Source organism: Amycolatopsis sp. NPDC088138 (assembly GCF_044741685.1).
Lineage (GTDB): Bacteria > Actinomycetota > Actinomycetes > Mycobacteriales > Pseudonocardiaceae > Amycolatopsis.
Genome location: NZ_JBIUTB010000009.1, coordinates 115,423 through 140,959 on the forward strand (window position 1 = coordinate 115,423; position 25,537 = coordinate 140,959).

The window sequence follows — 25,537 nt, forward strand, 5'->3', positions numbered from 1 at the left end:
ACCCGGCCTTGATACGCGTCACCGGCCCCGCGTGGCGGGCAGCGCCAGTGACAGCGCCAGGTTCTCGTCGAGGAACATCAGCCCGCGCGCCGCGAACTCGCGGAAGACCTCCTCGACCTGGGCGACCGGTGCGGTGAGGCCGAGTTCGCGGTGCACGGCCGCGGCGGTGCGGGGCCGCTCGACACAGGCGAGGTAGATGCCGGCGAGCGCGTCGCGGAAGGTGTGGACGCCGGCGCGGTCCGGCTGCCGGCCGTCGTGGATCTGCAGGAAGCCGGGGGCGGACCGGTAGACGAGGAACGGCCGCGGGGCCTCCTGCCACGCCGACGTCCACGTGGACACGGCGTCGGCCAGCGGGGTGTAGACGTCCGGGTCGAGGGCGGCCTCCGTTTCGTAGTCGAAGAAGTAGGCGACCCGGTCGAGGTCCACTGTGGACGGGTAGACGTGCCGGTAGCTGGGTTCGGGTTCGCGCCGCCGCAGCGGGAACCGGGCCGGCTGGGTGAACAGCGGGCTGAACCGCTCCAGCCAGACCCGGTCCGCGCCGGCCGGCGGCTGGAGGTGGACCAGGTCCGGGACCACCGCCGCCTGCGCCGTGTAGGCATCAGCGGTCTCGCCCGGGAAACCCCAGAGGATGTTCCAGCCGACGGAGATCCCGTAGTACCCGGCCCAGCGCAGCAGGTTGACGTTCTGCGCGGCCCGGACCCCCTTGTCCATCAGCCGGAGCACCTCCGAGCTCAGCGACTCGAGGCCGGGCTGCAGCCGGTCGACACCCGCCCCGGCGAGCACCTTGAGCTGCGCCCGGGTCAGGTTCGCCTTGACCTCGTAGAAGATCCGGTAGTCCCGGGCCCCCTCGGTCATCGCCGGGAACAGCTCCTTCAGGTAGCTCGGCTCGAGGATGTTGTCCACGGCGTCGAACCGGAACGCGCCGTACCGCCGCGCCTGCCGGTCGAGCTCGTCGAGCACCTTGGCGGGCGACTTGGCGCGGAACTGCATGGTGGTCCCGTTGAGCCCGCAGAACGTGCAGTGGTGCTTGGCTCCCCACCAGCAGCCCCGGGCCGACTCGAACGGGATCGCGACGTCGTCGGCAGGCAGCCTGAGCCGCGCGGCACGGGCGAAGTACTCGCCGTAGTCCGGCACGGGCAGGTCGTCGAGCCGGCTGTGCGGCGCCTCCGGAGGTGCCGCCACGACGTCGTTTCCCACGCGCCGGGCGACACCGGGAATCCCGCCCGGGTCCGTATCGTTCGCGAGCGCGTCCAGCAGGCGCGGGAACGCGACGTCGCCCTCGCCGACGACGGCGAAGTCGATGCAGTCCACGGTCCGCACCAGCTCCAGGCCCATCTCGCCGTCGAAGTTGGCGCCGCCGAACACGGTGACGATGCCGGGGTGGCGCTCCTTCAGCAGCCGCGCGAGCGCGAACGACGCCGCGTTCTGCTGGAACGTCGAGCTGAAGCAGGCCACCCGGACCCCGGCGAACTCCCCGGCGACGGCGTCGAGGTACGCGGGAACGTCCCGCTCGCGCGTACCCCGTAGCCGCGCCGCCGCGGGCTCGGCCGGACCGTCCAGGTAGGACAGTCCGGCCCCGATCTCCTCGAGCAGCTTGCCGTCCGGATCCGGCGCGGCCTCGCCGAACGCTTCGACCGAGAACAGCCAGTCGCCGATCTGCCGTCCCCGGTGCTCGGCCAGCGACTGGTAGTAGTCCAAGCCGATCCGCACGGCGAAGTCGAGGTTCAGGTGCAGGGTCCGCGCCGGGAACCCGTGCTGCTCCGCGATCGCCTTGAGCAGCCCGAGCTGGATGGACGGCCGGTCGGCCTCCAGGAACGGCATGGACACGAGAACGACCGGCTCGGTCATGGTCTGGTCACCCCCTGCTCATGGCGGTGGTCAGTGGATGTGTGATCGGATGAAACCCTTGCAGATCCGGGGGATCATCTCCACCGGGCTGATGGCACCGGTGTGGTATCGCACCATCGCCAGGGCTTGGCTCGGCGCGAAGGACCCCTCGAAATCGTCGGTGAGCCGTCCCTCTTCCTCGGTCGCGGTCCAGGCGAGCCACAGGACCGCCTTCAAGAGGTCCCTCTGCGGGTCCGTCAGATCCTTTTTGAACTCGTCCAGCCTGGCGAAGAAGTTCTCGGCTTCCTCGTCGGTGATGTCGGGCATGGGTTCCTCCCTCTCGTGAATCACTCACTGTGTACTTCGGACAGTCGTGTCCGCACCTCGTCCGCGTCGGGATGGGCGAGGTGCGCGAGGATGTCGTGGGCCTGCTGCCAGCCGGACCGGGCCGACTCGATGTCGCCGAGTTCGTGGTGGAGGTTGGCGATTTCGATGTGCAGCCGGGCTTCCGTCATCAGGTTTCCGTTGCGGTGGGCCAGGTCCAGCGCCGTCCGGTAGCAGGTGAGGGCCCGAGCCGGGGCACCCAGCTGCTTGTGGGCGTAGCCGATGCTGTGCCAGCTCTGCGCCGCGCCCATCTGGTCGGCGAGCTGCGTCTGCAGGTCGAGCGCCTGCTGGCAGTAGCCGATGGCCACGGTGTGCTCGCCGAGCAGCGTGCGGAACCAGCCGACCGCGTTGAGGGCCGTCGCCTGCCCGGCCCGGTGCTCCGCCGCGCGGAACAGCTCCAGGGCCTGCTCGGCGTGGGTGAGGGCGTCCGTGACGGCTCCCTGCCGGTCGAGCAGCCAGGCGAACTGGCGGTGCGCGTAGGCCTGCCCGACGACGTCGCCGGCCGCGCGGGAAAGGGTCAGTGCCGTCCGGAGGTCGTCGTCGGCCTCGGTGTGCCGGCCGAACCGGACGTGCGTACCCGCGAGGTGCAGGTGGGCGAACGCCTGCTTGCGCTCGTCACCGAGGCGGCGCGCGGCGGCGGCCGCCACCGTCAGCACGTCGCTCTCGTCGTGCCAATGTCCCTGCATCGCCAGGAAACGCTGCATCGACCGGGCCAGGTCCCAGACGCGGGTGTCGAACGCGGCGCCGGCGTGGGCGGCCAGCAGCAGCACGCGGTGTTCGGCCTCGAACCAGGCGACGGCCTGCCGGCGGTCGGTGATCCGTTCGGACTCGGCGCCGGGCGGCAGCGGTGTCAGCTCGGGCGGGACCTCGAGCCGCGGGTCGAGGAACCCGTCGGCGTGGTAGGCGGTGTGGGCGTAGTGGCCCAGCACGCGGTGGGCGGCTTCTTCACGGTCGGCGGCGGACTCCGTCTCGTCGACGAGCTCGGTGGCGTAGGCGCGCAACAGGTCGTGCACGGTGTACCGGCCGGGGGCGTGCTCGGTGATCAGGTGCGCGTGGGCGAGCTCGGACAGGAGCCGACGCGCCTTGCCTTCCGGCACGCCGGCCAGGCTCGCCGCGGCCCGGGTGCCGACGTCCGGCCCGGAGTGCAGCCCGAAGAGCCGGAACAGCCGGGCCGCGGCGGGGTCCAGCCGCAGGTACGACCACGAGAACACGGCGCGGGCGTCGGTCGCCGGGTCGGTGCCGGAGAGTTCGTCGAGGACACCGCGCGCGTCCCGCAGCTGCCCGGCCAGCGCGGCCAGGCTGAAGGCCGGGTGGGTGGCGGCGCGGGCCGCGGCCACCGCCAGGGCCAGCGGGAGACGCGCGCACAGGCCGATGATCTCGTCGACCGCCTCGGGTTCGGCGGCGACCCGGCCCGCGCCGATCCGCCGGCGCAGCATCACCCGGGCCTCGGCGTCGTCGAGCAGGTCGACGGTGAGCGGGTGCGCGCCCGCGACGACCAGGCCGGCGAGGCGGTCCCGGCTGGTCACGACGACCACGCTGCCCGGCGCGCCCGGCAGCAGCAGCCGGACCTGCTCCGCGTCGCGGGCGTTGTCCAGCACGATCAGGACGCGCCGGTGCGCGAGCAGGCTCCGGTACCGGCCGGCCTGGGCCTCGAGCGTGGTGGGGAGCCGGCCGCCGGGCACGTCGAGCGCCTCGAGGAACCCGCGCAGCGCTTCGGCCGGGTCCACCGGTGACCCGGTCGGGTCGAACCCGCGCAGGTTCACGTACAGCTGGCCGTCGGGGAACCCGGCGGCGACGGTGTGGGCCCAGTGGACGGCCAGCGCGGTCTTGCCCACACCGGCGGTGCCCGACAGCACGACGATCCGGGTGGCCGGGAACTGCTCGTCGCTCACCCAGTCGAGGTGGCGGAGCGCGGTTTCCCGGCCCACGAAACCGGGGGTGCCGGGCGGCAGCTGGGCCGGGGTGGTCACCGGCGCGGCCCGCGGCGCGGTCGGCAGCTCGTCCCGCAGCATCGCGCGGTGCAGCGCGCGCAGCTCGGGGCCGGGATCGGTGCCGAGCGCCTCGGCGAGCCGCTTGCGGACGACGTCGTACCGGTCGAGGGCCTCCGCCGGGCGCCCCGCGGCGTACAGGGCGCGCATCAGCAGTACTTCCAGCGGTTCCGCGAGCGGGTACTCCCCGGCCAGGCCGGACAGCGCGTCGATCACCGCGGCCTGGTGGCCCAGGCGCAGCTCCAGCTCGCCCCAGTGCACCGCGGCGTCCAGCCGACGCCGGTGCCAGGTCGCGCGTACCTGATCGGCCCAGTCACCCGGAATACCGGCCAAGGGGGTGCCCGGCCGCCCGAAGACCGCTTCGGCCAGCGCCGCGGCCCGGTCGGTGTCGGTGGCCAGCTGGTCGTTCCCGCGCTCGACCAGGCGCTCGAAGCGGAGCAGATCGACGTCGCCCGGGTCGATTTCCAGCACGTAACCGGCGGTGCGGCGCGGGAGCTTCGCGGTCTCGCCGGAGGAATCGGCGATCTCCTTGAACAATCGACGTATTCGACTGATGTGGGAATACAACACGTTGCGCGCTTCGGCGGGCGGATCGTCACCCCAGAGCCGATTGATGATCGTTTCCAGCGAAACGGGACGCCCCGCGTCGGCCGCCAATACCGCGAGCACCGCCTGCTGCCGGGGCGTCCCGATGTCCAGGGGCTGCCCCGCCACCCGGAGCTGCACCTCCCCGAACAGCACGAACTCCATGCGGCGGCCTTCCCGTGTCCGACGCGTCGCGAATGGCGGAACCGATACTGCTCCGTCCGCAAGATTCCCGCAAGGTCGGCGACCAGGTCGTGGCGGAACCGTGAACCCGGGAACGAGACAGTTCGAGGAGGGGTCATGTACCACGATTCTCCGGCACCATTGCTGGAAAACGCCGCCCGAGGTGCGGAATGGGCGTGGCGGGATATCGTCGTCCGTTATTCCGCGCTGGTTTCGGCCGTCTGCCGCCAGTACCGGATCACCGGCGCGGACGCCGAGGACGTCGCCGGCGCGGTGTGGCTGAACCTGGTGACGCACCTGGCGCACATCCGCGACGCGGAGGCGCTGCCGGGCTGGCTGAGCACCACGACCCGGCACGAGTGCCTGCGGCTGCTGCGCCACCGGAACCGGCAGATCCCGACCGACGCCGCGCTGATCGGCGACCCGGCCGAGCCGGACTTCGACGCCGCGCTGATCGCCGGGGAGCGCCGCGCCGCGGCCCGCCGCGCGTTCACCCAGCTGCCGCCGCGGGACCAGCGGCTGCTCTCGATGCTGTTGTGCGATCCGCCGCGGTCCTACCGGGAGATCAGCGCGACGCTGGGCATCCCGGTCGGCTCGATCGGCCCGTCGCGGGCGCGCTGCCTCGCCCGCGCCCGCCGCGCACCGGCGGTGGCGGCGCTGCTCGGCGGCGATCCGCACGACGTCACTGGACACACCCCGCAGAGCGCGCGGGCCACGGCGTGATACCGCAATCCCGGCGTATCACCGGGCTCTAGCCCGACTCCGAAGGCCGAGGAGGAACCACGATGACCTTGTTCCGAACGAGCTTTCCCGTGCTGGCCGCGGTGCTCGCCTTCGGGGTGGCCGGCTGTTCGACGCCGTCCGGCGGCGGCACCGAGACGTCCACCCCCGAGGCGTCCACCACCGAAGCACCTCTGACCACCGGCACCCCGAGCGCCGAACCGACCGGCCCGGAGGCCCCGAGGACCGCCGATGACGCCGGGGTCGCGATCTCGATCGCCCAGCTGCCGATCGGCGGTGATGCCGACTCGAGCGACCGGGAGCAGTGCGTGACCGTCAGCTGGCTGCAGCCGGACCTGCTGCCGGACAACGGGGTCAAGGTCACCACCATCCGGGTCACGCCGCCGGGCGCCTTCAGCGTGGGCGGGAAGTGCGGGGATCCCGACGCGTGCGCCGGGTTCACCTTCGGCTCGGGCGCCGGCACCTGTTCCGTCGCGGTCACCGCGCGCGGCACCGGCGGCACCGCGTGGCTGACGGTCCAGGGCAAAGCGGTGTGCGCCCCCGGGAAGGAAAACTCGTGCCAGGACCTGCGAAGCCGGGTGAGTCCCGGATCGATCCGGATGACGCAGCCGGAATCGCCGACGACGGAGACCACGACCACGACGACCGGGTGACGCCGGGCCGGCTCGAGCGTTTCCTCGAAGCGGGCAAGACGGCGATCCCGCCGTTGACGTTGCTGAGCGCGGTGCTGTTCTACTTCGGTTACGTCTCCGCCCGCGCGCGGTTCGAGTACTTCGGCGTCGACGTCGACACGATCGGGCTCGGGACGCAGGAGTACATCATGCGCAGCCCGCAGCCGTTGCTCACTCCACTGCTGGTGTTCGCCGCGGCCGGTGCCGGCTCGGTCGCGGTGCACGCCGTCGTCCGGAAGCGGATCCGGACGACGGCGATGCGCCGGCTGGGCCGGGTCGCGCAGGGGATCGGCCTGGGCACGTTGACCGCCGGTCTGGTGCTGCTCTTCGGGTACGCCTTCCTGGGCGGCTGGCGGCTGTACGGGCTGGTGACCCCGCTGCTGATCGCGGCGGGCACCACCCTGTTCCGGTACGGCTCGGCGATCCGCCGCCTGCTGCGGCCGCCGGTCCACCGCGGCGCGGTCGTCCTCGGCTACCTGGTGATCGCCGTGAGCGTGTTCTGGATGACGGCCACGGTGGCGCAGTGGTCGGGCCGCGGCGCGGCGATGTCCGACGCGGCCCGCCTCGACAAGCTGCCCAGCGTCATCCTCGACACCAAGGAGAGCCTGTTCCTGCGCAGCCCGGGCCTCGAGGAGACGAAGCTGCCGCCGTCCGAGGGGCAGACGTTCCACTACCGGTACCGGCACCTGCGCCTGTTGATCCACGGAAAGGACCGGATGTTCCTGGTCCCGGACCGCTGGTCGGCCAGCGACTCGACGATCATCGTCCCGCTGGACGGCTCGGTGCGGGTCCAGTTCCAGTTCCAGAACGAGCGGCCCTGAGCCCCGTCACTTCTGCTGTTCGATCCGGTAGCTGCCGTTGTTGCCCAGGACGAACCGTTCGAGCGGGTAGTAGGTGCGGTAGCAGCCGATCTTGAACACGCACAGCGCGATCTTCGCCTGAGGCCTTGGTAGTCGGGGACGCCGCCGCCGTCCTCCTTGAGGTAGCAGTAGTGGCGGATGTTGCTGACGGTCTTGCCGTCGTAGCACCAGTCGACGCGCACGGACCACTTCACCGCGGTGCGCGGCCGCGGTCACCCGTCGTTGTCCAGTTGGTCGCGCAGCTCGTGTTTCTTGATCTTCCCGGACCCCGTCAACGGGAACTCCGTTACAAAGCGCCAGATCCGCGGTGTCTTGTGGGGCGCCAGCTTCTCCCGGACGTGGGCGAAGAGTGCCGTCTCGTCCGCGGTCTCGCCGGGTGTCAGCCGGACGAAGGCCGCCACCTGTTCGCCCCACTCCGGGTCCGGGACGCCGACCACCGCGACGTCGGCCACGGCCGGGTGAGCCAGCAGGGCGTACTCGATCTCGCGGGGGTAGATGTTCTCGCCGCCGCGGATGATCATCTCCTTCACGCGGCCCTCGATGCGGAGGTAACCCTCGTCGTCCATCGTGGCGAGGTCGCCCGTGTGCAGCCAGCCCGCCGGGTCGATGGCCTCGGCCGTCTGGTCGGGACGGTCGAAGTAACCGTGCATCACGTGGTAGCCGCGGGTGCACAGCTCGCCGACCTCGCCGCGGCCACGCACGTCGCCGGTGGCGGGATCGACGATCTTGACTTCGCAGGCGGGCAACGGCTTCCCGAGCGTTTCCGCCCGGTGCGACGGGCTGTCGTCGAGCCGGGTCATGGTGATCCCGGGCGAGGCCTCGGTCTGCGCGTAGACGATGCTCATCGGCACCCCCACCGCGGACTCGACGCGCCTGACCAGATCGGGCGGGACCGTCGCGCCGCCGGCGAGGGCGTAGCGGACGGACGAGAGGTCGGTCCCGGCGAACCGCGGGTGGCTCAGCAGCGCCAGCAGCATGGTGGGGACCCCGCCGAACGCCGCGCCGCGTTCGGCTTCGATCAGTTCCAGCTGCAGCCCGGGGTCGAACCACGGCAGCAGGACCTGGGTGCCCAGCGACGCGATCGGGGCCAGCGTGGCCAGCACGCAGCCGGCGGTGTGGAAGAGCGGCATCGGGTTGACGAAAGCCTCGCCGGGCCGCATGTCCAGGGTTCGCACGTAGGACAGCAACGCGTTGTTCGTGATGCCGCGGTGGTGCAGCACCGCACCCTTGGGTGTGCCGGTCGTGCCGGAGGTGTACTGGATCTGCGCCGGGTCGTCCGGGCGCACCGCGGGCAGCACCTCGGTGGGGGAGCCGGACGCGCGAAACGCCGGCCAGTCACCGAAAAGCACCGTCTCCCGCAGGTCCGGGAGGCCGGGACGCAGCCGGTCGAGCGTCTCCGCCATCGGGTTGCCGCGGTAGTCCGCCACCAGGAAGATCCCGGTCGCGCGCGACTGGCTCAGGACATGCCGGAGCTCGTCTTCCCGCAGCGCGGGGTTCACCGTGACGAGGGTCAGCCCGGCGAGCGCGGCCGCCAGCTCCAGCACCACCCACTCGGGGATGTTGTTGGCCCACACGGCCACCCGCTCGCCCGGCTGGAACCGGCCGAGCAGCGCCCGGGCCGCCTCTTCGGCTTCCGTCAGCAGGTCCGAGTACGACCACCGGCGCCGCGCCCGCGGGTCGGGAACCCCCTCGACCAGCGCGGGCGCGGCAGGAGCTCGCTCCACCGCCTTGCGGAGCAGGGAACCGACGGTCAGCTCGCGCACCGAGTCGGCGTCCACCGCGGGCGCGTGGGCCGGTTCCGCCATGGTGGCCTCCTCGGATCGGTTTCCGCCTGCCTTGGTGAGTCGTCGTCGATCCCACCACGGTTACCGATCACGCCCCAGACCTCCGGTCAGGCCGTGGCCACCAGCTCCCGGACCGCCGGTGCCACCTCGGCGGCGAAGCGGCGCAGGACGTCCGCCGAACCGGCCCGGTAGAGGAAGTACGTGTCGATCCGGTGGTTCAGCGTCACCTCCGCCAGCTGCTCGGCCCACACCGCGGGCGGCCCCTGCAGGAACCCGGTGCCGGTGCCGAAGGTGCCCTCGATGTTGTACCCGCGGCGGATGTCCGCCGGTGCCCTCCCGGCGGCAAGCGCGGCTTCGTCGATGATGCGGTTGGCGGCGGGCAGGGCGTCGGGCGGGAAGTACGGCGAGCTCGGGATCCAGCCGTCGCCCAGGGTTCCGGTCAGGCGCAGCAGCCGCGGCTGGTAGGCGCCGAACCAGATGCCCATCTCGTGCAGCGGCGCGGGGCCGGGCTTGGCCCCGCCGAGCTGGTAGTGCTCGCCCTGGAACTCGACGTCGGTCTTGGACGTCCACAGCGCGCGGATGACGTGGACGGCCTCCTCGAGCGCCTCGATCGACTGGCCGGCGGTGCGGCGCGGGCCGCCCTCCGCGACGACGGCGTCCCACATCTGCTGCGCGCCGGTGCCGAGGCCGAGCTCGAAGCGGCCGCCGCTGAGGATGTCGAGGGTCGCCGCCGTGCGGGCCATGACGGCCGGCGGGCGCAGCGGGAGGTTGAGCAGGTTGGGCAGCACCGTGATCCGCGTCGTCCGGGCCACGATCGCCGACAGCAGCGCGATGGTGTCCAGCCGCTCGGGCCAGTACGGGTGGTCGGACAGGGTGACGACGTCGTACCCGAGCTCCTCCATCAGCTCGGCCAGCCCGACGACGTCCTGCGGGCGCTCCGCCGACGGCTCCAGCAGGGCCCCGAACCGCACGGCGGTCATCGCGCCGCGCCGAAGCGCTCGGGCGTGGCGGTGCCGTGCACGCGCTCCGCGTGCGCCGCGAAGGCCTGCGCGGCCAGGTCGCCGATCACCGAGCTGACCTCGGGCGGCATCGACGCGACGACGTCCCGGACGGTGCCGGGGTCACCCTCGTAGGTCATCAGCCCGAAGATCAGCGGCATCTGCTCCGGCGCGACGTCCGCGGCACTGGCGGCGATCATCTGCCCCCATTCCGCGGCGGTGATGTGCTTCCCGATGAGCGGCAGGGCCTGCTCCTCCTCGACGGCGAGGTGCTCGACGAGCCGCTCGTGCAGCAGGGTCAGCGTCTCGGCGAGCGCCGCACCCCGCACCGGGTCGGCGGTTTCACGCCACGACGTCAGCTCGGCACGGACCTCGCCCAGCAGCTTGTCGATGGCCCCGTGCTGCTCCTCCATCAGCCGCACGACGGGTTCGGCGTCGGCCCCGGCCCGCTCGAGCAGGCGGTGCCACAGGTGCTCGTCCTCGGCTTCGTGGTGGTGGTGCAGGACGGTGTCGACGAGCCGGACGTGGTCGGCGACGACCGCGGCGCGTTCGGCGTCTCCCTCGGCGACGCCGCGGATCAGGGCCGGGGCGAGGCCGATCTCGCGGCGGAACATGACGTGCGCCAGGTACATGTCGCGCACGTCGGCGAGTGGTTCGTTGGTCATGATCGCTTTTCTAACAGGGGAAAAGCGATCGGTAACGGAATTGTCCAGGATGCGAATCCGGCTATCCGCGAAGCGTACTCAGCGGTTTCTGGCCGTATTTGGCCTCGTGCGCGGAGGCGAACCGGCCGAGGTGGGTGAAGCCCCAGCGGCGGGCGACGTCGGCGACCGAGGCGGCGGACGGGTCCGCGGCGCGCAGCTCCTCGTGCGCCCGCCGCAGCCGGACGTCGCGGACGTACTCCATCGGCGACATCCCGAGGTGCTGCTGGAACCCCTTCTGCAGGGTGCGCGGGCCGACCCCGCACCGCGCCGCCAGCAGCGTGAGGGTGAGCGGCGCCTGCGGGTCCGACTCGATGACGTCGATGGCGGCACGGACCGACGCCGGCCGCGCGGCGACGACCGGCCCGGCGAGCGCGTCGGCGTGGGAGTGCGACGCCGCGAGCACGAAACCGTTGAGCAGGCTCTCCGCCAGCGGCGCCGCGACCAGCGGCTGGGACAGCAGCCCGCCCGGGCGCGACAGCTGCCGGTTGACGGAGAACAGCAGGTCGGCCCAGCTGCGGCCGTGGCCGTCCCGGGTGTTCATCACCGGGTCGAAGGTGACCCGGCCCGAGGTGCGGTCGCCGACGAGACGGGCCAGCGCGGTCTCGACGGCCGGCAGGTCGATCCGCACGCACAGGGCGCGGTAGCCGGCCGGCCAGCGCCCGGTGAACGCCCCGCCGCCGGGCAGGTACACCGCCGACGACCGGCTGTGGACGATCATGTCGACCCCGCGGTGCCGGGACTCGAACCGGCCGGTGATCGGCAGGTGGACGTAGAACCCGGTGCCGACGTCGTCGGTTTCGAGCCGGAGCTCGTCCCGGAACGCGACCTCGCCGATGGTGATCGGCCCGAGCGTGGCGTCCCGGTAGGCGGAAACCGTCATTTCCGCTTGCGGCACGGTTTCGATCGTCGACGTGCGCACGAACATCCGATTCCTCCCCGGCGGTGCGTTCAGCGCATTCCGGGGACGGATTTTACCGGCGTGATCAGGAGAGTGCGTTTCCCGTCCGAGGTGTCTCACGCGGCGCGGTGGAGAGGACCTCGTTGAACGCTTCGGTCGACGACGGGTGCGTGTAGATCGCGTCGCGCAGCTCGCTCGCGGTCGTGCCCTGGCGCATCGCCAGCGTGACGAGGTTGATCAGCTCCTGGGAGTCGACGCTCAGCAGCGTCGCGCCGAGGATCAGGTCGGTCTCGCGGTCGATCACGAACTTCATCAGCCCGCGCGTCTCGCCGACGATCTTGGCGCGCGGCATCCCGGCGATGTCCGCGACCGCCTTCTCGACGACCTTCACCGGCAGCCCTCGCTCGACGGCTTCGTGCTCGGTGAGGCCGACGCGGGAGAGCGCCGGGCTCATGAACACCGTGTAGGGCACGAACTTCCGGTCCACTGTGGACCTCCGCCCACCGCCGGTGAGCTGGTCGGTGACGATGCGGCTGTCGTCGAGGGAGATGTAGGTGAACTGCGGGCCGCCGTTGACGTCGCCGACCGCGTAGACGTTCGGGCTGCTGGTGCGCAGGAACTCGTCCACCTCGACGGCGCCGGACGGCGTCGTGCGCACGCCGGCGCGGTCGAGGCCGAGCCCGTCGGTCGCGGGCTTGCGGCCGGTCGCCGCGAGCACCTCGTCGGCCGCCAGGGTGTGCGTCCGGCCGTCGGCTTCGTAGGTGATCTCGACGCCGTTCTCGATGTCGCGCACCGCCGTCACCCGGGCCCCGGGGACGAACTCGACCCCGGCCCCGCGCAGGATCGCGGTGGCCGCCTCGGCGACGTCCTCGTCCTCGCGCGGCATGATCCGCGGGCCCGCGTCGAGCACGGTGACGGCGCTGCCGAACTGGGCGTAGATCGACGCGAACTCCACGCCGACGTACCCGCCGCCGAGGATCGCCAGCCGCTTCGGCAGGTGGTCGATGTCGATCAGGTCGGTGCTGGTGAGCAGGTGCTCGCTTGCGCGCAGGCCCGGGATCGGCGGGACGGTCGGCACGGCGCCGGTGTTGATCACGATCGTTTCGGCGCCGAGTTCGAGCACGTCGTCCCCGGCGGTGACCCGCACGGTCTTGGCGTCCAGGAACGTCGCCCGGCCGGTGATCACCGTGACCGAGTCGATCGTGTCGAGGTTCGCGAAGTTCTTGCCGCGCAACGTGGTGGTGAGCGCGCGGGTGTCGTCGACGGCCTTGCGGTGGCGCTCGGCGGGGCTGCCGGCACCGGGGTGCTCGGCGTGGTGGACGAGCGCCTTCGTCGGGACGCAGCCGATGTTGATGCAGGTCCCGCCGTACATCTCGGCGGACTGCTCGACCATGGCCACCCGCTTGCCGAGCCGCCCCATCGTGGCGGCCAGCGTCTTGCCGCCCTTGCCGAACCCGATGACGATCAGATCGAAGTACTCCATAAGCTCAGGATCCACCGCGGCGGGAGAGACGACCACGCATGAACAGCTCGACTTTCGTCGGAATCGGCTCATGGACGGCGTGAGCCGGCTCGTCCGGCTGGCCCGCCTCGAGGGTGGCGTGGACGTGCGCTGCCTGCTGGCCGGACGCTTCGCGCTGGACCACCCGGCGGCCGCGCCGGGGGAGGTGCCGTTCCACCTGGTGCTCGACGGCCGGTGCACGGTGACGTCGGGCGCCACGAGCGTCGAGCTGGGGCCGGGGGACATGGTGCTGCTCCCGCACGGCGGCGCGCACACCGTGTCGGCGGCTTCGGGACGGCGGCGGCGGTTCGCGGAGGAGCCGGGGGCGGTGTTCCCGACCCGCCGGACGGTGGGCGCCGAGCCCGAGCTGGACCTGTTCTGCGGCCACTACCGCTTCGAGCCGGGCGCGGGCGCGCTGCTGTTCCGCCTGCTCCCGCCGCTGGTGCACGTCTCGCTGGACGCTCCCGCGTGCACGCTGGCCGGCGTCCTGCGCGGCGAGGCCGGCGTCGACGGCCCCGGCACCGGCGCCATCGTGGCCGCGCTGTGCGACGCGCTGCTCGCGATGACCCTGCGCAGCCGCCCCGAACAGCGCCTCGGCGAGCCCGCGCTGTGGACCGCCATGGGTGACGACGTCCTGGGCCGGGTGATCGCCGGCATCGTCGAGGACCCCGCCGAGGCCTGGACGATCGACCGCCTGGCCGCCGCCGCGTCGATGTCGCGGGCCACGTTCGTGCGCCGCTTCACCGCCCGCACGGGCACCACGGTGGCCACCCTCGTGACGGCGATCCGGATGATGGTGGCCGCCGACCTGCTGACCCGGTCGGACCACTCCGTCAGCCGGGTCGCGAGCGACGTCGGCTACCGCTCGGAGTCGGCTTTCGGGCAGGCGTTCCGCACGGCGCTGGGCACCTCGCCCGCCCGGTTCCGCAGAGAAGCCACGCTCAGGGTTGTATAACGCCCTACACGGCGCGGCTCACGGCGTGGTGATGCCGGTGAGGACGAGGTCGACGCCGCCGAGGAACTGCTCGCGGTCGTCGTGGACCCGCATCTGGGCCGCGACCGCCCTGGTGAACGGGTACTCCTCGGGATCGAGCTCCTCCCAGGCCGTCGCCGCGGCGTCGAGGAACCCGGCGCGGTCCACGCGGGGGTCGAGCTCGCGGGCGCTCACCGCGTTCGCGGCGTTCTGGGCGGCGGCGCCGAGGATGTAGTGCACCAGCGCGGACGTCGCGGTGAACCAGCTTTCCTGGGGTACGTCCAGCGCGCCCACCTGCCGTCCGATGCGTTCGAAGATCCGCGGGGTCACCGAGCCCCAGGGACTGCGGGAGAACTGCGCCGAGAGCTGGGTGGCGAGCCAGGGGTGGGCGTCGATCGCGTCGAACAGGCCGAGCGCGACGGCGCGGATCTCCTCCCGCGGGGAGCCCTGGGACCCGCCGGGCTCCAGCGCCGCCGCGACGACGGCGTCGGTCGCGGCGGCGAGCAGCTCGCCCTTGTTCGCCACGTGCCAGTAGATCGCCCCGGCGCCGGTGGCGAGGCGCTCGGTCAGCACCCGGAACGTCAGCCCGCTCTCGCCCGCCGTGTCGAGCAGCTCGACGGCGGCCTCGACGATGCGCTCGCGGGAGAGCGCGTCGGTGCGCCGCTGGGCCCGGTGTGTCGGAGATGGCATGCCTCCAGTTTGACACATCTGGAACGGTGTTCCAAGATGGAATGACGTTCCAGTGAGGCCGGACGGCCTCGAACCCCGGAGGAGTCACCATGAACACCCACGTCACGATCATCGGCGCCGGTCTCGGCGGCCTCACCCTGGCCCGCGTCCTGCACGTCCACGGCATCCCGGCCACGGTCTACGAAGCCGAGGCGTCCCCGGCCGCCCGCACGCAGGGCGGGATGCTGGACATCCACGAGCGCAACGGGCAGCTCGCCCTCGAGGCCGCGGGCCTGACCGCCGAGTTCCGCGGCCTGATCCTGGAGGGCCGCGAGGCGACCCGCGTCCTGACCCGGGACGGGACCGTCCTGCTCGACGAACCCGACGACGGCACCGGCAGCCGCCCCGAAGTGCAACGCGGCGAGCTGCGCCGCGTCCTGCTCGACGCACTCCCGGAAGGCACCGTCCGCTGGGGGCACAAGGTGAGCGGAGTCCGCACCCTCGACGGCGGCGGCCACGAGATCACCTTCGCCAACGGCGTCACGGTCGTCGCGAGCCTGCTGGTCGGCGCCGACGGCGCGTGGTCCCGGGTCCGCTCACTGCTGTCGGACGACGTGCCCGAGTACGTCGGCACGTCGTTCGTCGAGACCTACCTGTTCGACAGCGACACGCGGCACCCGGCCGCCGCGAAAGCCGTCGGCGGCGGGGCCTTGTTGTCAGCCGAGCCGGGCAAGGGGATCCAGGCCCATCGCGAGAGCGGCGGGAACTTGCACACCTACGTGGTGCTGTCGAAGCCGCTCGACTGGTTCGCCGGCATCGACTTCACCGATCAGGCCGTCGCCGCCGCACGGATCGCGGGGGAGTTCGAGGACTGGGCCCCGGAGCTGACGGCCCTGATCACCGACGGCGAGACCCCGCCGGTCCTGCGCCCGATCCACACGCTGCCGATCGGCCACCGCTGGGACCGGCTGCCGGGAGTGACCCTGCTCGGCGACGCCGCCCACCTCTCACCCCCGAACGGCGAGGGCGCCAACCTGGCCATGTACGACGGCGCCGAGCTAGGCAAGATCCTCGCCGCGCACCAGGGCGACGTCGAGGCGGCGCTTGCGGAGTACGAGGAGGCACTCTTCGCCCGCAGCGCTGAGGAAGGCGCGGAAGCGGCTCGCGATTTCGAGATTTGCTTCGGTGAGAAGACGCCCCAGAGTCTTCTCAACCTGCTGACCGGGCAGGAGCAGGTCTGACCGGTTCAAGCGCGCCCGGTGTTGGCGCAGCATCTCGCCGCCGAGCGAGTACGGCGGTGCTCCGGCGGCAGAGCAGCCTGGTGCGCCGCCCACAAGTCTCAACTTTCGCACCGGGCAAGAGCAGCGCTGACCGGTCAGGCGCCGCCCCGGCGTTGGCGCAGTAGTTCGGCGCCGAGCGAGTATGGCGGGGGCCGCGGCGGCAGAGCAGTCCGGTGCGCAACACCTCAGGCTCCTCGACCTGCGCACCGGATAGAGCAGGTCAAGCGCCGCCCCGGCGTTGGCGCAGCAGTTCGGCGCCGAGGGAGTACGGCGGGGCTGCGGCGGCGGACCGGGCGGCGTGCTCGACGATCGCGTCCTCTATCCAGCGCTCGCCGTCGGGCCGGGGGTAGCCGGCGTAGACCTGCTCCCGCAGTGCTGCGGCGAGCCCGGTGAAGCTGCCGGCGTCGATGAAGACTCCCTGGTGGGTCAAGGAAGTCAGCAAACCCCGGCGGTCGGCGATGCCGAGCGACGAGTGCAGGGCGATCGCCTCCCAGACGCGGTCGACGTCGGCGGCCGCGACACCGTGCTCGGTCAGCACCGCCGCGGCCAGGTCCGCGCCCTCCACCTCGAACCGGGACTCGCCCGCGGCGAGGGAGCCCAGGCCCAGGTCGTGCAGCACGCAGGCGGCGAAGAGCAGGTCCTCGTCGTAGGCCGCGTCGTGCACGCTGCCGTCCTGCTCGGCCAGCAGGCGGGCGAACAGGAAGCTGCGGACGCTGTGGTCGGCGATCGCGGCGCTCTCCGACTCCCGGGCCAGGCGGAGGCTCGCCTCGGCGAGCGGCCCGGTGGGCAGGGCGAGTGTGTCGGTCATGCGACGACCGTAGGAGCCGGCCGCGGCCGCCGGAAGTGGCCCGAGTGCCAACCGGCGCTATGATCGGGCCATGGCGACAGCCGGCCGGCACCAGGTGGCGGTCCTCGTCCTGCCCGGCGTGCCGGCGCTCGAATTCGGCATCGCGGCGCAGATCTTCGCGACGGATCCCTTCTACGAGATGACCGTGTGCACCGACGGCGGCCCCGGGCCGGTGCCGGGCGACGGGTTCACCGCCACCGCCACGGCCGGCCTCGAAGCGCTGGCCGGCGCCGGCACCGTGCTCGTCCCGGGGTTCGAGGGCGTCGAGATCCCACCACCGTCCGCTGTCCTGGACGCGCTGCGTGCGGCCCACGCCCGCGGCGCGCGGCTCGTGTCCATCTGCACGGGCGCGTTCGCCCTCGCCGCGGCCGGCCTGCTCGACGGGCGCCCGGCGACCACACACTGGCAGTACGCCGACCTGCTGCGCCGGCGGTACCCGCGCGTCGAGGTGCGGGCGGACCGCTTCTACATCGACGACGGCGACATCCTCACCTCCGCCGGCGTGACCGCGGGCGTCGACCTCGGCCTGCACCTGGTCCGCCTCGACCAGGGACCCGCGGCCGCCAACCGCCGCGCCCGGTTCCTGGTCGCCCCGCCGCGGCGCACCGGCGGGCAGGCGCAGTTCATCGAGCAGCACCGCGCCGAGGCGACCGGAGACCGGTTCGCGCCGCTGCGGAGCTGGATGCTGACCCACCTCGCGGAGGACCTCAGCATCGACGTCCTCGCCCGGCGCGCCCACGTGTCCCGGCGGACGCTCATCCGCCGGTTCCGCGACGAGACCGGCACGTCCCCGATGGCCTGGCTGGCCGACGCGCGCATCGACCGCGCGCGCGAACTGCTCGAGACGACCACGACGTCGGTCGAGCGCATCGGCCGGCTTTCCGGGCTGGGCGCGCCGTCTTCGGTCCGGGCCGCGTTCCACCGGCACCTCGGCACGTCACCGCAGGAATACCGGACGCTTTTCCGGCACGGCGGCCCGTCGGGGAATTCCTGACCGGGAAGCATTCGGCTCAATGGAGTAAAGCAATCACCCGTCGCGTTGCGTACCGGGAATGGAAAACATCGGAATCGTCGTCCGCGTGATTCCTCGACGACGATCGAAACCATCGATTTATCGTTGTTACGCCGCTCGGCGCTGTTCACTCGATCGTGTAAGCCTAAAAGTGCTTGCCTGGTGCGGATAGGCGAGAAGTAGTGGGAGCTGTAAGGTCTCCCGGCGAGAGAACAACCCGAATGGATGATCATTGTGTCGGCTGCCCATTTTCAGGCCATTTCGAGCTGGTCGCCGCACCCCGTCGCCGAGCCTTTCCGGAGCAGAAAGAAAGAACATTGGACTTCGACGCATTGGCCGGTGAACTGCGTTACCTCCGGGAAAGTGTCGCCGGGGTGACCGATACCGTCCTGGCCGCGGTCGACGGGATACCGATCATCGCCGACGCGGCCGACGGCATCGACCCGGCGAAGATCTCCGCGCTCGCCGCCGCCGATCTCGGGATAGCGCGCCAGGCCGCGCACGTGACCGGGCAGGGCACGCTCAGCCAGACCGTGGTGTTCAGCAGCGAGGGCTACATGGCGGTCTACGCCATCGGCCGGCTGGCGCTGATGGTCGTCCTGGGGGACAAGGGGCTCAACGTCGGGCGGCTGCTGTTCGAGTGCCGTCCCGTCATCGAGCGGATCAGCTCCATCCTGGCCGCCTGATGCCCGGCGCACATCGGGAACGCGAAGGCGCCGACCACCATTTCACAGAAGGAAGTGACGTCATGATGAACATCGACACCGCACTGAAGGAAGCCATGTCCATCGCCGGCGCGGTCGGCGTCGCGCTGGTCGACTACGAAAGCGGGATGTCGCTCGGCACCAGCGGCGGCGGCGAATGGCTGGACCTGGAGATCGCCGCGGCCGGCAACACCGAGGTCGTGCGGGCGAAACTGCGCGTCATGTCCTCGCTGGCGCTCAACGACAGCATCGAGGACATCCTCATCACGCTGCACCGCCAGTACCACCTGATCCGGCTGATGAACGCGGGGTCGTCCCGGAACCAGCTGTTCCTGTACCTGGTGCTGGACCGCGACCGGGCGAACCTGGCCCTGGCCCGGCACTACCTCAAGCGCATAGAAGCCGACCTGCAGGTGTGACGGCCGCCGCGGTACGGACGACCCGCCAGGGGAGGAGACGGCGTTGACCGGTGGCGGATCCGGCGCCGCACTCGTCATCGGCTCGGCGTTCATGGACGACATCGGGTCGCTGTTCCCGGTGCGGATGAGCCTCGCCGGCGAGGACCTCGAGTTCACGTTCGTGCTGGCCGAACACCCGCCCGGCGGGGTCGACCAGTGGGTGCGGCGGTGGTCGGGCACCGGGGTGGCCGGCCGGGTGCCCCGCTTCTTCGTCGACGCCGGTGGCCGCCGGATCCGCGTCGAGCTCGCGGGAACCGCGGTCCGGGCCGTGATCGTCGTGCCGGCCGAGCTGACGGCCGGTGCGGTGAACGCCCCGCACCTCGGGCGCTGGCAGGACCAGGTGCCCACGACGCTGAAGATCGCGCTCGACGAGGTCGGGCGGATGCTCTTCCGGTGCCACCACTACGGCGGTGGCACCGAGCCGCTGATCGACCTGGAGCTGGCCTACCGCCCGGTGGCCGACTACGAGACCCGGGTCGCCGAGGCCCACGAATCGGCGCGGGGCTGGGTCCCGCCGGTCCGCCCGGTACTCGGCATGCGCTGGCGCGCGGTGACTCAGGCGCAGCGCAAGGTCTTCGCCGACGACCTGCCCGACGTGACCTCGGCACGGCGGTGGATCCGCCGGCGCCGCACCGCGCGGATCATGGGCATCGAGGTGGAGCTGCCCCCGTGATCGCGCGTGGTGCCCCGCCCCGGAACCGTGTGCCGGTTCCGGGGCGGGGCACCGTTTCCGGCCGGGCAGCCGGTGCGGTGGCGGAGCCGCCTGCGCCGCACTCGGCGAAGACGACTGCATCGAACGCGCGCTCGGCCTCGGCACGGGCGGGTTCCTGCTCAAGTCGGGCGACCCGCGCGAGCTGTGCGGGTTCCGGGGACGGGGTCGCGGTTTTCCTGCAGCGCGATGGCCAACTGGGAGCGAGCATGTCGGCGGCGGTGGTGGATCCGCTTGTGCCGCACTACGTGGGGCCCGCGGCGCTGGTCGCGGTGTTCCCCGTCGTGCGGCGGCCAACCGGGGAGTGAGCATGTCGGGTGGCGGCGGATCCGCTTGCGCTGCACTGCGTGGGTTCCGGCGCGCTGGTCGCGGTGTTCCCGCAGTACGGCGGCCGGGCAGGATGCTGGCAGGTCGGCGCGGTGGCGGATCCGCCGGCCCCGCATTGGGGGGCGAGCCTGTCACGCCGGTCGCAGTTCCCCGGCAGTGCGATGCCGGTGCGGCGGCCCGGCAGGTCGGCGTGGTGGCGGATCTGCCGGGCCGCACTGTGCGGGTTCCGGGGCGGGCCGTCGTCAGGCCGGTCGCGGCCGCCTCCCCAGCAGCACGACCGCCACCAGCGCGGCCAGGCAAGGCGCCAACCCGGTCCAAGCCAGCGCCGGGGGCAAGCCGACATCCCCAGAGGTGTCCGTGACGAGCAGCCCGGTCAGCCCGATGCCCGTGCCCACCACGAACAGCACCGCCGTCGCGGCCCGGGCCCACCGCTTGCCCGCCCTGACGGCCCACGCCGTCCCGAGCCAGGCGACGACACCCAGCGCGCCGACCACCGACAGCAGGACCAGGTAGGTGGAGACGGCCGCGTCGACCTGCTCCGGGCTGTAAGCCGGATAACCGGCCCGGATGTGGTCGGCCAGCAGCCGGGTGGTGAACGGGACGATCGTCGCGACGACGGTGAGCGCGAGGCCCGCGTAGATCGCCGCGACGGCACGGGTCTTGGTCATCTCTCACGCTCCCAAAGTGGTACGGAGGAACGAGAGGATCTCCGCCCGCGCGGCCTCGGCCTGCGGAGCCACGCCCGGCATGCTGAGGAAGGCGTGCCCCGCCCCGGGGTACTCGGTCAGCTGCACAGGCGTCCCGGCCTCGCGAAGGCGGGAAGCGTACCGGCGGCCGTGATCGGCCACCGGGTCGTGGGTCGGCACCACCACCAGCGCCGGCGCGAGCCCGCTGAGATCGTCGGCGTACAGGGGGGAAACCGCGCGAGCATCGGCCCCTGCGGGAACCGCCAGCCGCTGGAACAGCTTCAGCTGCGGCACGGTGAGCGTCGGGCTGTCGCCGTACTCGGTGACCGAGTCGTGGTCGAGGAAGGTCTCAGTGACGTCGACCGCGGGATTGACCAGCACCTGCGCCCGCAGCCGCAGCTTGGCCGCGGAGGCCCGGATCGCCGTCAGGGCGCTGATCAACGCCCCGCAGCTCTCGCCGAACACGGCGGTCCGTGACGGGTCGACACCCCACTCGCCCGCGTTGCGCAGCACCTCCTGGAGCACGTCCCAGCCGTCGTCGGCGGCCGCCGAGAGCGGAGTGCTCGGGTCCAGGAGACGGTGCTCGACCGACACGACGACCGCGGGCAGCCGGGCGGCGAGGTGGCTGGTGACCCAGTCGCTCTGCACGGCCGTGCCCACAAAACCGCCGCCGTGCACGTGGACCACGAGGGGGAGCCCGGTGCCCGACGGCCGGTACACCCGGACTCGCAGCTCACGGCCGGGCAGCGCAAGCTCCCGCCACTGGATTTCGGCGCCGGGGTCGGGCTCCCCGGTGATCACCCGCGCCGCGGCGGAGGCCCGGGCGCGGTTCTCGGCCTCGCGGTAGGCGACGAGTTCCTCGGCGGTCATCGTCAGCCAGTCCGGCTCCGGTGGACGCGCCACGGCGGTGGTCTCGCTCATGTCCTTCTCCTTGCTCGGTGGTTTCGCTACCTCAGGTATCGATACCTATCGTAGCGAAACTCGCTATCGTGTGGCCATGACTTCCGAGACCACCTCCGGGCGGCCGCCCGGACGTCCGCGCATCGGCGTCAACGCCGTGGTCTTCGCGGCCACGCTGAGCACGGTCGACGAGCTCGGGTACGCCGCGGCCACCGTCGAGCGCATCGCCGCCGCGGCCGGCGTCGCCAAGACGACGATCTACCGGCGCTGGCCGTCGAAGGGCGAACTGATCGTCGACTGCCTGCTCGACGCGTTCGGCCCGCTGCCGCTGGCGGACGCCGGCCGCACCGAGCTCCTGGCGTCGGCCATCCGCTGGATCGCGGCGAAGATCGGGGAGCCCGGCGTGGGCGACGCGTTCGCGGGGGTGTTCAGCGACGCCGTCAGCGACCCGGCCCTGCGCGCGATCCTGGCCGCCCGGCTGCAGGACCCGTACCGGCTCGCGCTGCAGGACGCGCTCGGCGAGCCGGAGAGCCGCGTCCTGTTCTTCATCGACGTCGTCGTCGGGACCCTGCTCCACCGGATGGGCATGACCGGCGTCCCGATGGTCGACGCCGACGTCGCCGAACTGGCCGAGATGGTCCTGCGCCACTTCGCCGACAGGATTGTCCCGAATATCTAGAACGAAATTGTTAACGATCGTGTAGGCTCCCGTGCGTCAGCCGGACGGGAGAACTCATGGACCTCATCGACACGCACACCCACGTCATCTCGCCGGACATCGCGCGGTACCCGGTCGACCCGATCGGCGGACGCCAGTCCGACTGGTCCCGTGACCACCCCGTCGACATCGAGGGCCTGGTGGCCGCGCTCGACCAGGCCGGTATCGCGAAGGCCGTGGTCGTCCAGGCGTCCACTGTGTACGGACACGACAACCGCTACGTGGTCGAGGCGGTGCGGGCGCACCCGGACCGGTTCGCCGGGGTCTACTCGCTCGACGCGCTCGCGTCCGACGCCGTGGAGCGGATCCGGTACTGGCAGGGCCAGGGCCTGTCCGGTTTCCGCCTGTTCACCACCGGGACCACCATGCCCGGCCAGGGTGACTGGCTCGGCCACGAAGACTCGTTCCCGGCCTGGGCGTACGCCGAGGAGAACGACATCCCGGTCTGCCTGCAGATGACGATCCAGGGCCTGCCCGCGCTGCGGCGGCTGCTGCAGCGCTTCCCGAAGGCACGGGTGCTGCTGGACCACTGCGCGCGCCCCGACCTGTCCGACGGGCGGCCCTACCGCGCGGCGCGGGAGCTGTTCGAGATGGCGGAGTTCCCCGGGGTGCACCTCAAGCTGACCCACCGGGCGCTGGCCGCCTCGGCGAAGGGAGCGTCGACGACGGCCGACTTCCTCGCGGAGCTGGTCGGTGCGTACGGCGCCGGCCGCATCGTCTGGGGGTCCAACTTCCCCGCCGCGGAAGGAACTCCGGCGAGCATCCTGGCGGAGGCGCGCGAAGCGGTGGCCAGTCTGTCCGAAGTGGACCAAGAGGAGATCTTCGGCGGTACCGCCGCGAAGTTCTACCCGGCCGTCGCCGTCACGGGAGGCGCTCGTGCCTGACCAGCCCGTGCTTCGCACCGTGCTCGCCGACTACCCGCACACCCTGCCGCTGAAGAACGGCGAGGTCACCAGCCCGGCGGTGCGGCTCGACTTCCACGCCGTTTCACCGGTGCACAAGGCGTTCGCGCCGATGGTCCGCGACGAGGCGTACGACCTGTCCGAGCTCGCGATCGTCACCGCGCTGCAGGCGATCGCCTACGGCCGCCCGGTCGTCCTGCTGCCGGCCGTGGTGGCCTCGCGCTTCCAGCGCGGCTGCCTGATCGCGCACTCCGCCCGCCCGGTCACCCCGGCGGAGCTGCCCGGCAAGCGCGTCGGCGTGCGCGCTTTCACCCAGACCACGGGCATGTGGGTCCGCGCGCACCTGAGCGAGGACTACGGGCTGGCGCCGCAGGACCTGCGCTGGATCACCCGCGACGGCGCGCACGTGCGCGAGTACGAGGACCCGGCCTACGTCGAGCACGGGATCGGCGAGGCCACGCTGGCCGACCTGCTGCGCGAGGGCCGGCTCGACGCGGTCGTCCTGGGCAACGACCTGCCCGAAGGCGAGGAGTTCGTCCCGGTGATCCCGGACGCCGCCGCCCGCGACGCGGAATGGTGGCGGCACACCGGGTTCATGCCGGTCAACCACATGGTGGTCGCGGGGGAGTCGGCGGTCCGGCGTGCCCCCGGCGCGGTCCGCGAGGCCTACCACTTGCTTCGCCGAGCCGACGCCGCGGTGACCCGGCCCGACGGCGAACCGAGCCCGACGATGTTCGGGTTCGAACGGCTGCGCCGTCCCCTCGAGATCGTCGTCGACGCCTGCCTGGAGCAGGGGCTGCTGCCCCGCAAGCTCGACGTCGGCGAGGTGTTCGCCCCCGCCGCGGCCGTCCTGGGCCCCGACGCGGACTGAGTCCCCGCGCACCCGAACCGGAAATTCAACGGAGAAACCGGAAGACCATGAGCGAAACCACGACGGCCGACGCGCCCGCGCCCGCCCGCAAGCCCTTCTACAAGGACCTCACGGTCCAGGTCCTCGCCGGTGTCGTCGCGGGGGTGCTCGTCGGGGCGCTCGCGCCCTCGGTCGGCCACCACGTCCACTTCCTGGGCGACATCTTCATCCACCTGATCCAGATGGTGGTCGGCCTGATCATCTTCTGCACGGTCACCCACGGCATCACCAGCGTCCGCGACCTCGGCAAGGTCGGCCGCATCGCGGTCAAGTCGCTGATCTACTTCGAGGTGATTACCACCATCGCGCTGGTCATCGGCCTGGTCGTGGTGAACGTGCTGCGCCCGGGTGCCGGGATGCACATCGACCCCTCGTCGCTGCACGCCTCCGGCGCGGCGACCGCGCCGGCCAAGTCGGAGGGGTTCGACGCCTTCCTCGTCAGCCTGGTGCCGACGTCGGCCGTGCAGGCCTTCGCCGAGGGCGAGATCCTGCAGGTGCTGGTGTTCTCGGTGCTCTTCGCGTGCGGCGTGGCGTCGCTGGGGGAGAAGGCGCAGCCGGTGCTGGACATCGTCGGCAACGTCCAGCAGGCGCTGTTCTGGATCATCCGCAAGGTCATGCGGATCGCGCCGTTCGCCGCGTTCGGCGCGCTCGCGTTCACCGTCTCCAAGTACGGCCTGGGCACGCTGCTGCCGCTCGGCAAGCTGATCGGGGTGTTCTACCTGATCTGCGTGCTGTTCTTCGTCCTGGTGCTGTGGCCGGTCTCGCACTACGCGGGCTTCAGCCTGCTGAAGCTGCTTCGCTACTTCCGCGCGGAGCTGGTCCTGGTGCTGGGCACCAGCTCGTCGGAGAGTGTGTTCCCCCAGCTGACCGTGAAGCTGAAGAAGCTCGGCGTCGACGAGCCGGTGGTCGGCCTGGTGCTGCCCACCGCCTACAGCTTCAACCACGACGGCACCTGCCTCTACTTCGCCGCGGTCAGCGTCTTCCTGGCCCAGGCCACCGGGACCGACCTGGGCTGGCAGGCGCAGCTGGGCCTGCTGCTGGTGCTGCTGCTGACCTCGAAGGGCGGCGCCGGGGTCTCCGGCTCGGCGATCGCCGTGCTGGCGCTCACCCTCGCCGCGACCCACACGATCCCGGTCAGCAGCATCGCGCTGGTGCTCGGCGTGCACAGCGTCCTGTCGGCCGCGTTCGTCTTCACCAACATCGCCGGCAACTGCGTCGCGACCCTGGTCGTGGGCAAGTGGGAGAAGGCGATCGACCGGGAGACGCTGCACCGGGAGCTCGACGCCGGGTACGCGATGGCCTGATCACAGTGCACCTC

At 71.9% G+C, this 25,537-nt stretch carries 25 protein-coding genes and 1 pseudogene; 14 read left to right on the forward strand and 12 right to left on the reverse strand.

What is annotated here, in order from left to right:
- Positions 1-18: 18 nt before the first annotated feature.
- From ACIOD2_RS44910 to ACIOD2_RS44920, 3 genes are read right to left on the reverse strand one after another with little or no spacing between them, the layout of a single operon-like run.
- Positions 19-1,848 (reverse strand): RiPP maturation radical SAM C-methyltransferase, encoded by a 1,830-nt coding sequence (locus ACIOD2_RS44910; protein WP_400551716.1) that lies wholly within the window; start codon positions 1,846-1,848, stop codon positions 19-21.
- 30 nt (positions 1,849-1,878) lie between these two features.
- Positions 1,879-2,154: a hypothetical protein gene (locus tag ACIOD2_RS44915; protein ID WP_400551717.1), complete on the reverse strand. Its 276-nt coding sequence runs from the start codon at positions 2,152-2,154 to the stop codon at positions 1,879-1,881.
- Positions 2,155-2,174: 20 nt separating this feature from the next.
- Positions 2,175-4,949 (reverse strand): BTAD domain-containing putative transcriptional regulator, encoded by a 2,775-nt coding sequence (locus tag ACIOD2_RS44920; RefSeq protein WP_400551718.1) that lies wholly within the window; start codon positions 4,947-4,949, stop codon positions 2,175-2,177.
- Between the two features lie 135 nt (positions 4,950-5,084).
- Between ACIOD2_RS44920 and ACIOD2_RS44925 the strand changes: the two genes are divergently transcribed.
- The 3 genes from ACIOD2_RS44925 (at position 5,085) to ACIOD2_RS44935 (ending at position 7,200) form a co-directional block, all read left to right on the forward strand.
- Positions 5,085-5,690: an RNA polymerase sigma factor gene (locus ACIOD2_RS44925; protein ID WP_400551719.1), complete on the forward strand. Its 606-nt coding sequence runs from the start codon at positions 5,085-5,087 to the stop codon at positions 5,688-5,690.
- A 62-nt stretch (positions 5,691-5,752) separates the two neighbouring features.
- The gene (locus ACIOD2_RS44930; protein WP_400551720.1) at positions 5,753-6,361 is read left to right on the forward strand and encodes a hypothetical protein; all 609 of its coding nucleotides are present in this window, start codon (positions 5,753-5,755) and stop codon (positions 6,359-6,361) included.
- Entirely contained in the window at positions 6,265-7,200 is a 936-nt protein-coding gene (locus ACIOD2_RS44935) for a hypothetical protein (protein WP_400551721.1), read from the forward strand. The genes ACIOD2_RS44930 and ACIOD2_RS44935 overlap by 97 nt, the downstream gene beginning before the upstream one ends.
- 251 nt (positions 7,201-7,451) lie before the next feature.
- On the opposite strand, the gene ACIOD2_RS44940 is transcribed toward ACIOD2_RS44935, so the two are convergent.
- From ACIOD2_RS44940 to ACIOD2_RS44960, 5 genes are all read right to left on the reverse strand, one after another.
- Positions 7,452-9,044 (reverse strand): AMP-binding protein, encoded by a 1,593-nt coding sequence (locus ACIOD2_RS44940; protein ID WP_400551722.1) that lies wholly within the window; start codon positions 9,042-9,044, stop codon positions 7,452-7,454.
- Between the two features lie 86 nt (positions 9,045-9,130).
- A complete protein-coding gene (locus ACIOD2_RS44945) occupies positions 9,131-10,003 on the reverse strand; it encodes an LLM class flavin-dependent oxidoreductase (RefSeq protein ID WP_400551723.1) in 873 nt (290 codons plus the stop codon).
- Complete coding sequence (locus tag ACIOD2_RS44950; RefSeq protein WP_400551724.1) at positions 10,000-10,686, reverse strand: hemerythrin domain-containing protein; 687 nt, start codon at positions 10,684-10,686, stop codon at positions 10,000-10,002. Before ACIOD2_RS44950 ends, ACIOD2_RS44945 begins: the two co-directional genes overlap by 4 nt.
- A gap of 61 nt (positions 10,687-10,747) precedes the next feature.
- Positions 10,748-11,650, reverse strand: coding sequence for an AraC family transcriptional regulator (locus tag ACIOD2_RS44955; RefSeq protein WP_400551725.1), 903 nt, complete (start codon positions 11,648-11,650; stop codon positions 10,748-10,750).
- 58 nt (positions 11,651-11,708) lie between these two features.
- Entirely contained in the window at positions 11,709-13,106 is a 1,398-nt protein-coding gene (locus tag ACIOD2_RS44960; protein WP_400551726.1) for an FAD-dependent oxidoreductase, read from the reverse strand.
- A 70-nt stretch (positions 13,107-13,176) separates the two neighbouring features.
- Here ACIOD2_RS44960 and ACIOD2_RS44965 point away from each other — a divergent pair, with 70 nt between their 5' ends.
- Positions 13,177-14,079 (forward strand): cupin domain-containing protein, encoded by a 903-nt coding sequence (locus ACIOD2_RS44965; RefSeq protein WP_400551727.1) that lies wholly within the window; start codon positions 13,177-13,179, stop codon positions 14,077-14,079.
- A gap of 18 nt (positions 14,080-14,097) precedes the next feature.
- Here ACIOD2_RS44965 and ACIOD2_RS44970 read toward each other — a convergent pair whose 3' ends face one another.
- The gene (locus ACIOD2_RS44970; RefSeq protein WP_400551728.1) at positions 14,098-14,787 is read right to left on the reverse strand and encodes a TetR/AcrR family transcriptional regulator; all 690 of its coding nucleotides are present in this window, start codon (positions 14,785-14,787) and stop codon (positions 14,098-14,100) included.
- A gap of 89 nt (positions 14,788-14,876) precedes the next feature.
- Between ACIOD2_RS44970 and ACIOD2_RS44975 the strand changes: the two genes are divergently transcribed.
- Positions 14,877-16,007: an FAD-dependent oxidoreductase gene (locus ACIOD2_RS44975; RefSeq protein WP_400551729.1), complete on the forward strand. Its 1,131-nt coding sequence runs from the start codon at positions 14,877-14,879 to the stop codon at positions 16,005-16,007.
- A gap of 259 nt (positions 16,008-16,266) precedes the next feature.
- Here ACIOD2_RS44975 and ACIOD2_RS44980 read toward each other — a convergent pair whose 3' ends face one another.
- Positions 16,267-16,854 carry an HD domain-containing protein gene (locus tag ACIOD2_RS44980; RefSeq protein ID WP_400551730.1) on the reverse strand — a complete coding sequence of 196 codons (588 nt, stop codon included), beginning with the start codon at positions 16,852-16,854 and terminating at the stop codon, positions 16,267-16,269.
- A gap of 70 nt (positions 16,855-16,924) precedes the next feature.
- Here ACIOD2_RS44980 and ACIOD2_RS44985 point away from each other — a divergent pair, with 70 nt between their 5' ends.
- The 5 genes and pseudogenes from ACIOD2_RS44985 to ACIOD2_RS45005 form a co-directional block, all read left to right on the forward strand.
- Positions 16,925-17,887, forward strand: a complete 963-nt coding sequence (locus ACIOD2_RS44985) for a GlxA family transcriptional regulator (protein WP_400551731.1) — start codon at positions 16,925-16,927, stop codon at positions 17,885-17,887.
- A gap of 335 nt (positions 17,888-18,222) precedes the next feature.
- Positions 18,223-18,591, forward strand: coding sequence for a roadblock/LC7 domain-containing protein (locus ACIOD2_RS44990; RefSeq protein WP_392766767.1), 369 nt, complete (start codon positions 18,223-18,225; stop codon positions 18,589-18,591).
- A 65-nt stretch (positions 18,592-18,656) separates the two neighbouring features.
- On the forward strand, positions 18,657-19,028 hold the full coding sequence (locus ACIOD2_RS44995; protein ID WP_400552071.1) for a hypothetical protein: 372 nt from the start codon (positions 18,657-18,659) through the stop codon (positions 19,026-19,028).
- Positions 19,029-19,071: 43 nt separating this feature from the next.
- Entirely contained in the window at positions 19,072-19,740 is a 669-nt protein-coding gene (locus tag ACIOD2_RS45000) for a hypothetical protein (protein WP_400551733.1), read from the forward strand.
- Positions 19,741-19,843: 103 nt separating this feature from the next.
- Positions 19,844-19,924, forward strand: a pseudogene (locus tag ACIOD2_RS45005) (DNA-binding response regulator); the annotation flags it as partial.
- 421 nt (positions 19,925-20,345) lie between these two features.
- Here the strand turns inward: ACIOD2_RS45005 and ACIOD2_RS45010 are convergent.
- Positions 20,346-20,771: a hypothetical protein gene (locus tag ACIOD2_RS45010; RefSeq protein WP_400551734.1), complete on the reverse strand. Its 426-nt coding sequence runs from the start codon at positions 20,769-20,771 to the stop codon at positions 20,346-20,348.
- 3 nt (positions 20,772-20,774) lie between these two features.
- A complete protein-coding gene (locus tag ACIOD2_RS45015; RefSeq protein WP_400551736.1) occupies positions 20,775-21,710 on the reverse strand; it encodes an alpha/beta hydrolase in 936 nt (311 codons plus the stop codon).
- 76 nt (positions 21,711-21,786) lie between these two features.
- Here ACIOD2_RS45015 and ACIOD2_RS45020 point away from each other — a divergent pair, with 76 nt between their 5' ends.
- The 4 genes from ACIOD2_RS45020 to dctA are packed head-to-tail and all read left to right on the forward strand — an operon-like array spanning position 21,787 to position 25,523.
- Positions 21,787-22,368, forward strand: a complete 582-nt coding sequence (locus tag ACIOD2_RS45020) for a TetR/AcrR family transcriptional regulator (protein WP_400551737.1) — start codon at positions 21,787-21,789, stop codon at positions 22,366-22,368.
- A 56-nt stretch (positions 22,369-22,424) separates the two neighbouring features.
- Entirely contained in the window at positions 22,425-23,291 is an 867-nt protein-coding gene (locus tag ACIOD2_RS45025; RefSeq protein WP_400551738.1) for an amidohydrolase family protein, read from the forward strand.
- Entirely contained in the window at positions 23,284-24,180 is an 897-nt protein-coding gene (locus ACIOD2_RS45030) for a hypothetical protein (RefSeq protein ID WP_400551740.1), read from the forward strand. Before ACIOD2_RS45025 ends, ACIOD2_RS45030 begins: the two co-directional genes overlap by 8 nt.
- Positions 24,181-24,227: 47 nt before the next feature.
- Positions 24,228-25,523, forward strand: coding sequence for a C4-dicarboxylate transporter DctA (dctA, locus tag ACIOD2_RS45035; protein WP_400551741.1), 1,296 nt, complete (start codon positions 24,228-24,230; stop codon positions 25,521-25,523).
- The last annotated feature ends 14 nt before the right edge of the window (positions 25,524-25,537 follow it).

Excerpts from the sequence above, each read along its gene's own strand:
- ACIOD2_RS44920 (WP_400551718.1), bottom strand. The coding sequence starts at position 4,949 with ATGGAGTTCGTGCTGTTCGGGGAGGTGCAGCTCCGGGTGGCGGGGCAG.
- ACIOD2_RS44910 (WP_400551716.1), bottom strand. The coding sequence starts at position 1,848 with ATGACCGAGCCGGTCGTTCTCGTGTCCATGCCGTTCCTGGAGGCCGAC.
- ACIOD2_RS44965 (WP_400551727.1), top strand. The coding sequence starts at position 13,177 with ATGGACGGCGTGAGCCGGCTCGTCCGGCTGGCCCGCCTCGAGGGTGGC.
- ACIOD2_RS45015 (WP_400551736.1), bottom strand. The coding sequence starts at position 21,710 with ATGAGCGAGACCACCGCCGTGGCGCGTCCACCGGAGCCGGACTGGCTG.
- ACIOD2_RS44955 (WP_400551725.1), bottom strand. The coding sequence starts at position 11,650 with ATGTTCGTGCGCACGTCGACGATCGAAACCGTGCCGCAAGCGGAAATG.
- dctA (WP_400551741.1), top strand. The coding sequence starts at position 24,228 with ATGAGCGAAACCACGACGGCCGACGCGCCCGCGCCCGCCCGCAAGCCC.
- ACIOD2_RS45010 (WP_400551734.1), bottom strand. The coding sequence starts at position 20,771 with ATGACCAAGACCCGTGCCGTCGCGGCGATCTACGCGGGCCTCGCGCTC.
- ACIOD2_RS44925 (WP_400551719.1), top strand. The coding sequence starts at position 5,085 with ATGTACCACGATTCTCCGGCACCATTGCTGGAAAACGCCGCCCGAGGT.
- ACIOD2_RS44940 (WP_400551722.1), bottom strand. The coding sequence starts at position 9,044 with ATGGCGGAACCGGCCCACGCGCCCGCGGTGGACGCCGACTCGGTGCGC.
- ACIOD2_RS44985 (WP_400551731.1), top strand. The coding sequence starts at position 16,925 with ATGGCGACAGCCGGCCGGCACCAGGTGGCGGTCCTCGTCCTGCCCGGC.
- ACIOD2_RS45020 (WP_400551737.1), top strand. The coding sequence starts at position 21,787 with ATGACTTCCGAGACCACCTCCGGGCGGCCGCCCGGACGTCCGCGCATC.
- ACIOD2_RS44980 (WP_400551730.1), bottom strand. The coding sequence starts at position 16,854 with ATGACCGACACACTCGCCCTGCCCACCGGGCCGCTCGCCGAGGCGAGC.
- ACIOD2_RS44945 (WP_400551723.1), bottom strand. The coding sequence starts at position 10,003 with ATGACCGCCGTGCGGTTCGGGGCCCTGCTGGAGCCGTCGGCGGAGCGC.
- ACIOD2_RS44950 (WP_400551724.1), bottom strand. The coding sequence starts at position 10,686 with ATGACCAACGAACCACTCGCCGACGTGCGCGACATGTACCTGGCGCAC.
- ACIOD2_RS44915 (WP_400551717.1), bottom strand. The coding sequence starts at position 2,154 with ATGCCCGACATCACCGACGAGGAAGCCGAGAACTTCTTCGCCAGGCTG.
- ACIOD2_RS44995 (WP_400552071.1), top strand. The coding sequence starts at position 18,657 with ATGAACATCGACACCGCACTGAAGGAAGCCATGTCCATCGCCGGCGCG.
- ACIOD2_RS44970 (WP_400551728.1), bottom strand. The coding sequence starts at position 14,787 with ATGCCATCTCCGACACACCGGGCCCAGCGGCGCACCGACGCGCTCTCC.
- ACIOD2_RS45025 (WP_400551738.1), top strand. The coding sequence starts at position 22,425 with ATGGACCTCATCGACACGCACACCCACGTCATCTCGCCGGACATCGCG.
- ACIOD2_RS44960 (WP_400551726.1), bottom strand. The coding sequence starts at position 13,106 with ATGGAGTACTTCGATCTGATCGTCATCGGGTTCGGCAAGGGCGGCAAG.
- ACIOD2_RS44930 (WP_400551720.1), top strand. The coding sequence starts at position 5,753 with ATGACCTTGTTCCGAACGAGCTTTCCCGTGCTGGCCGCGGTGCTCGCC.
- ACIOD2_RS44975 (WP_400551729.1), top strand. The coding sequence starts at position 14,877 with ATGAACACCCACGTCACGATCATCGGCGCCGGTCTCGGCGGCCTCACC.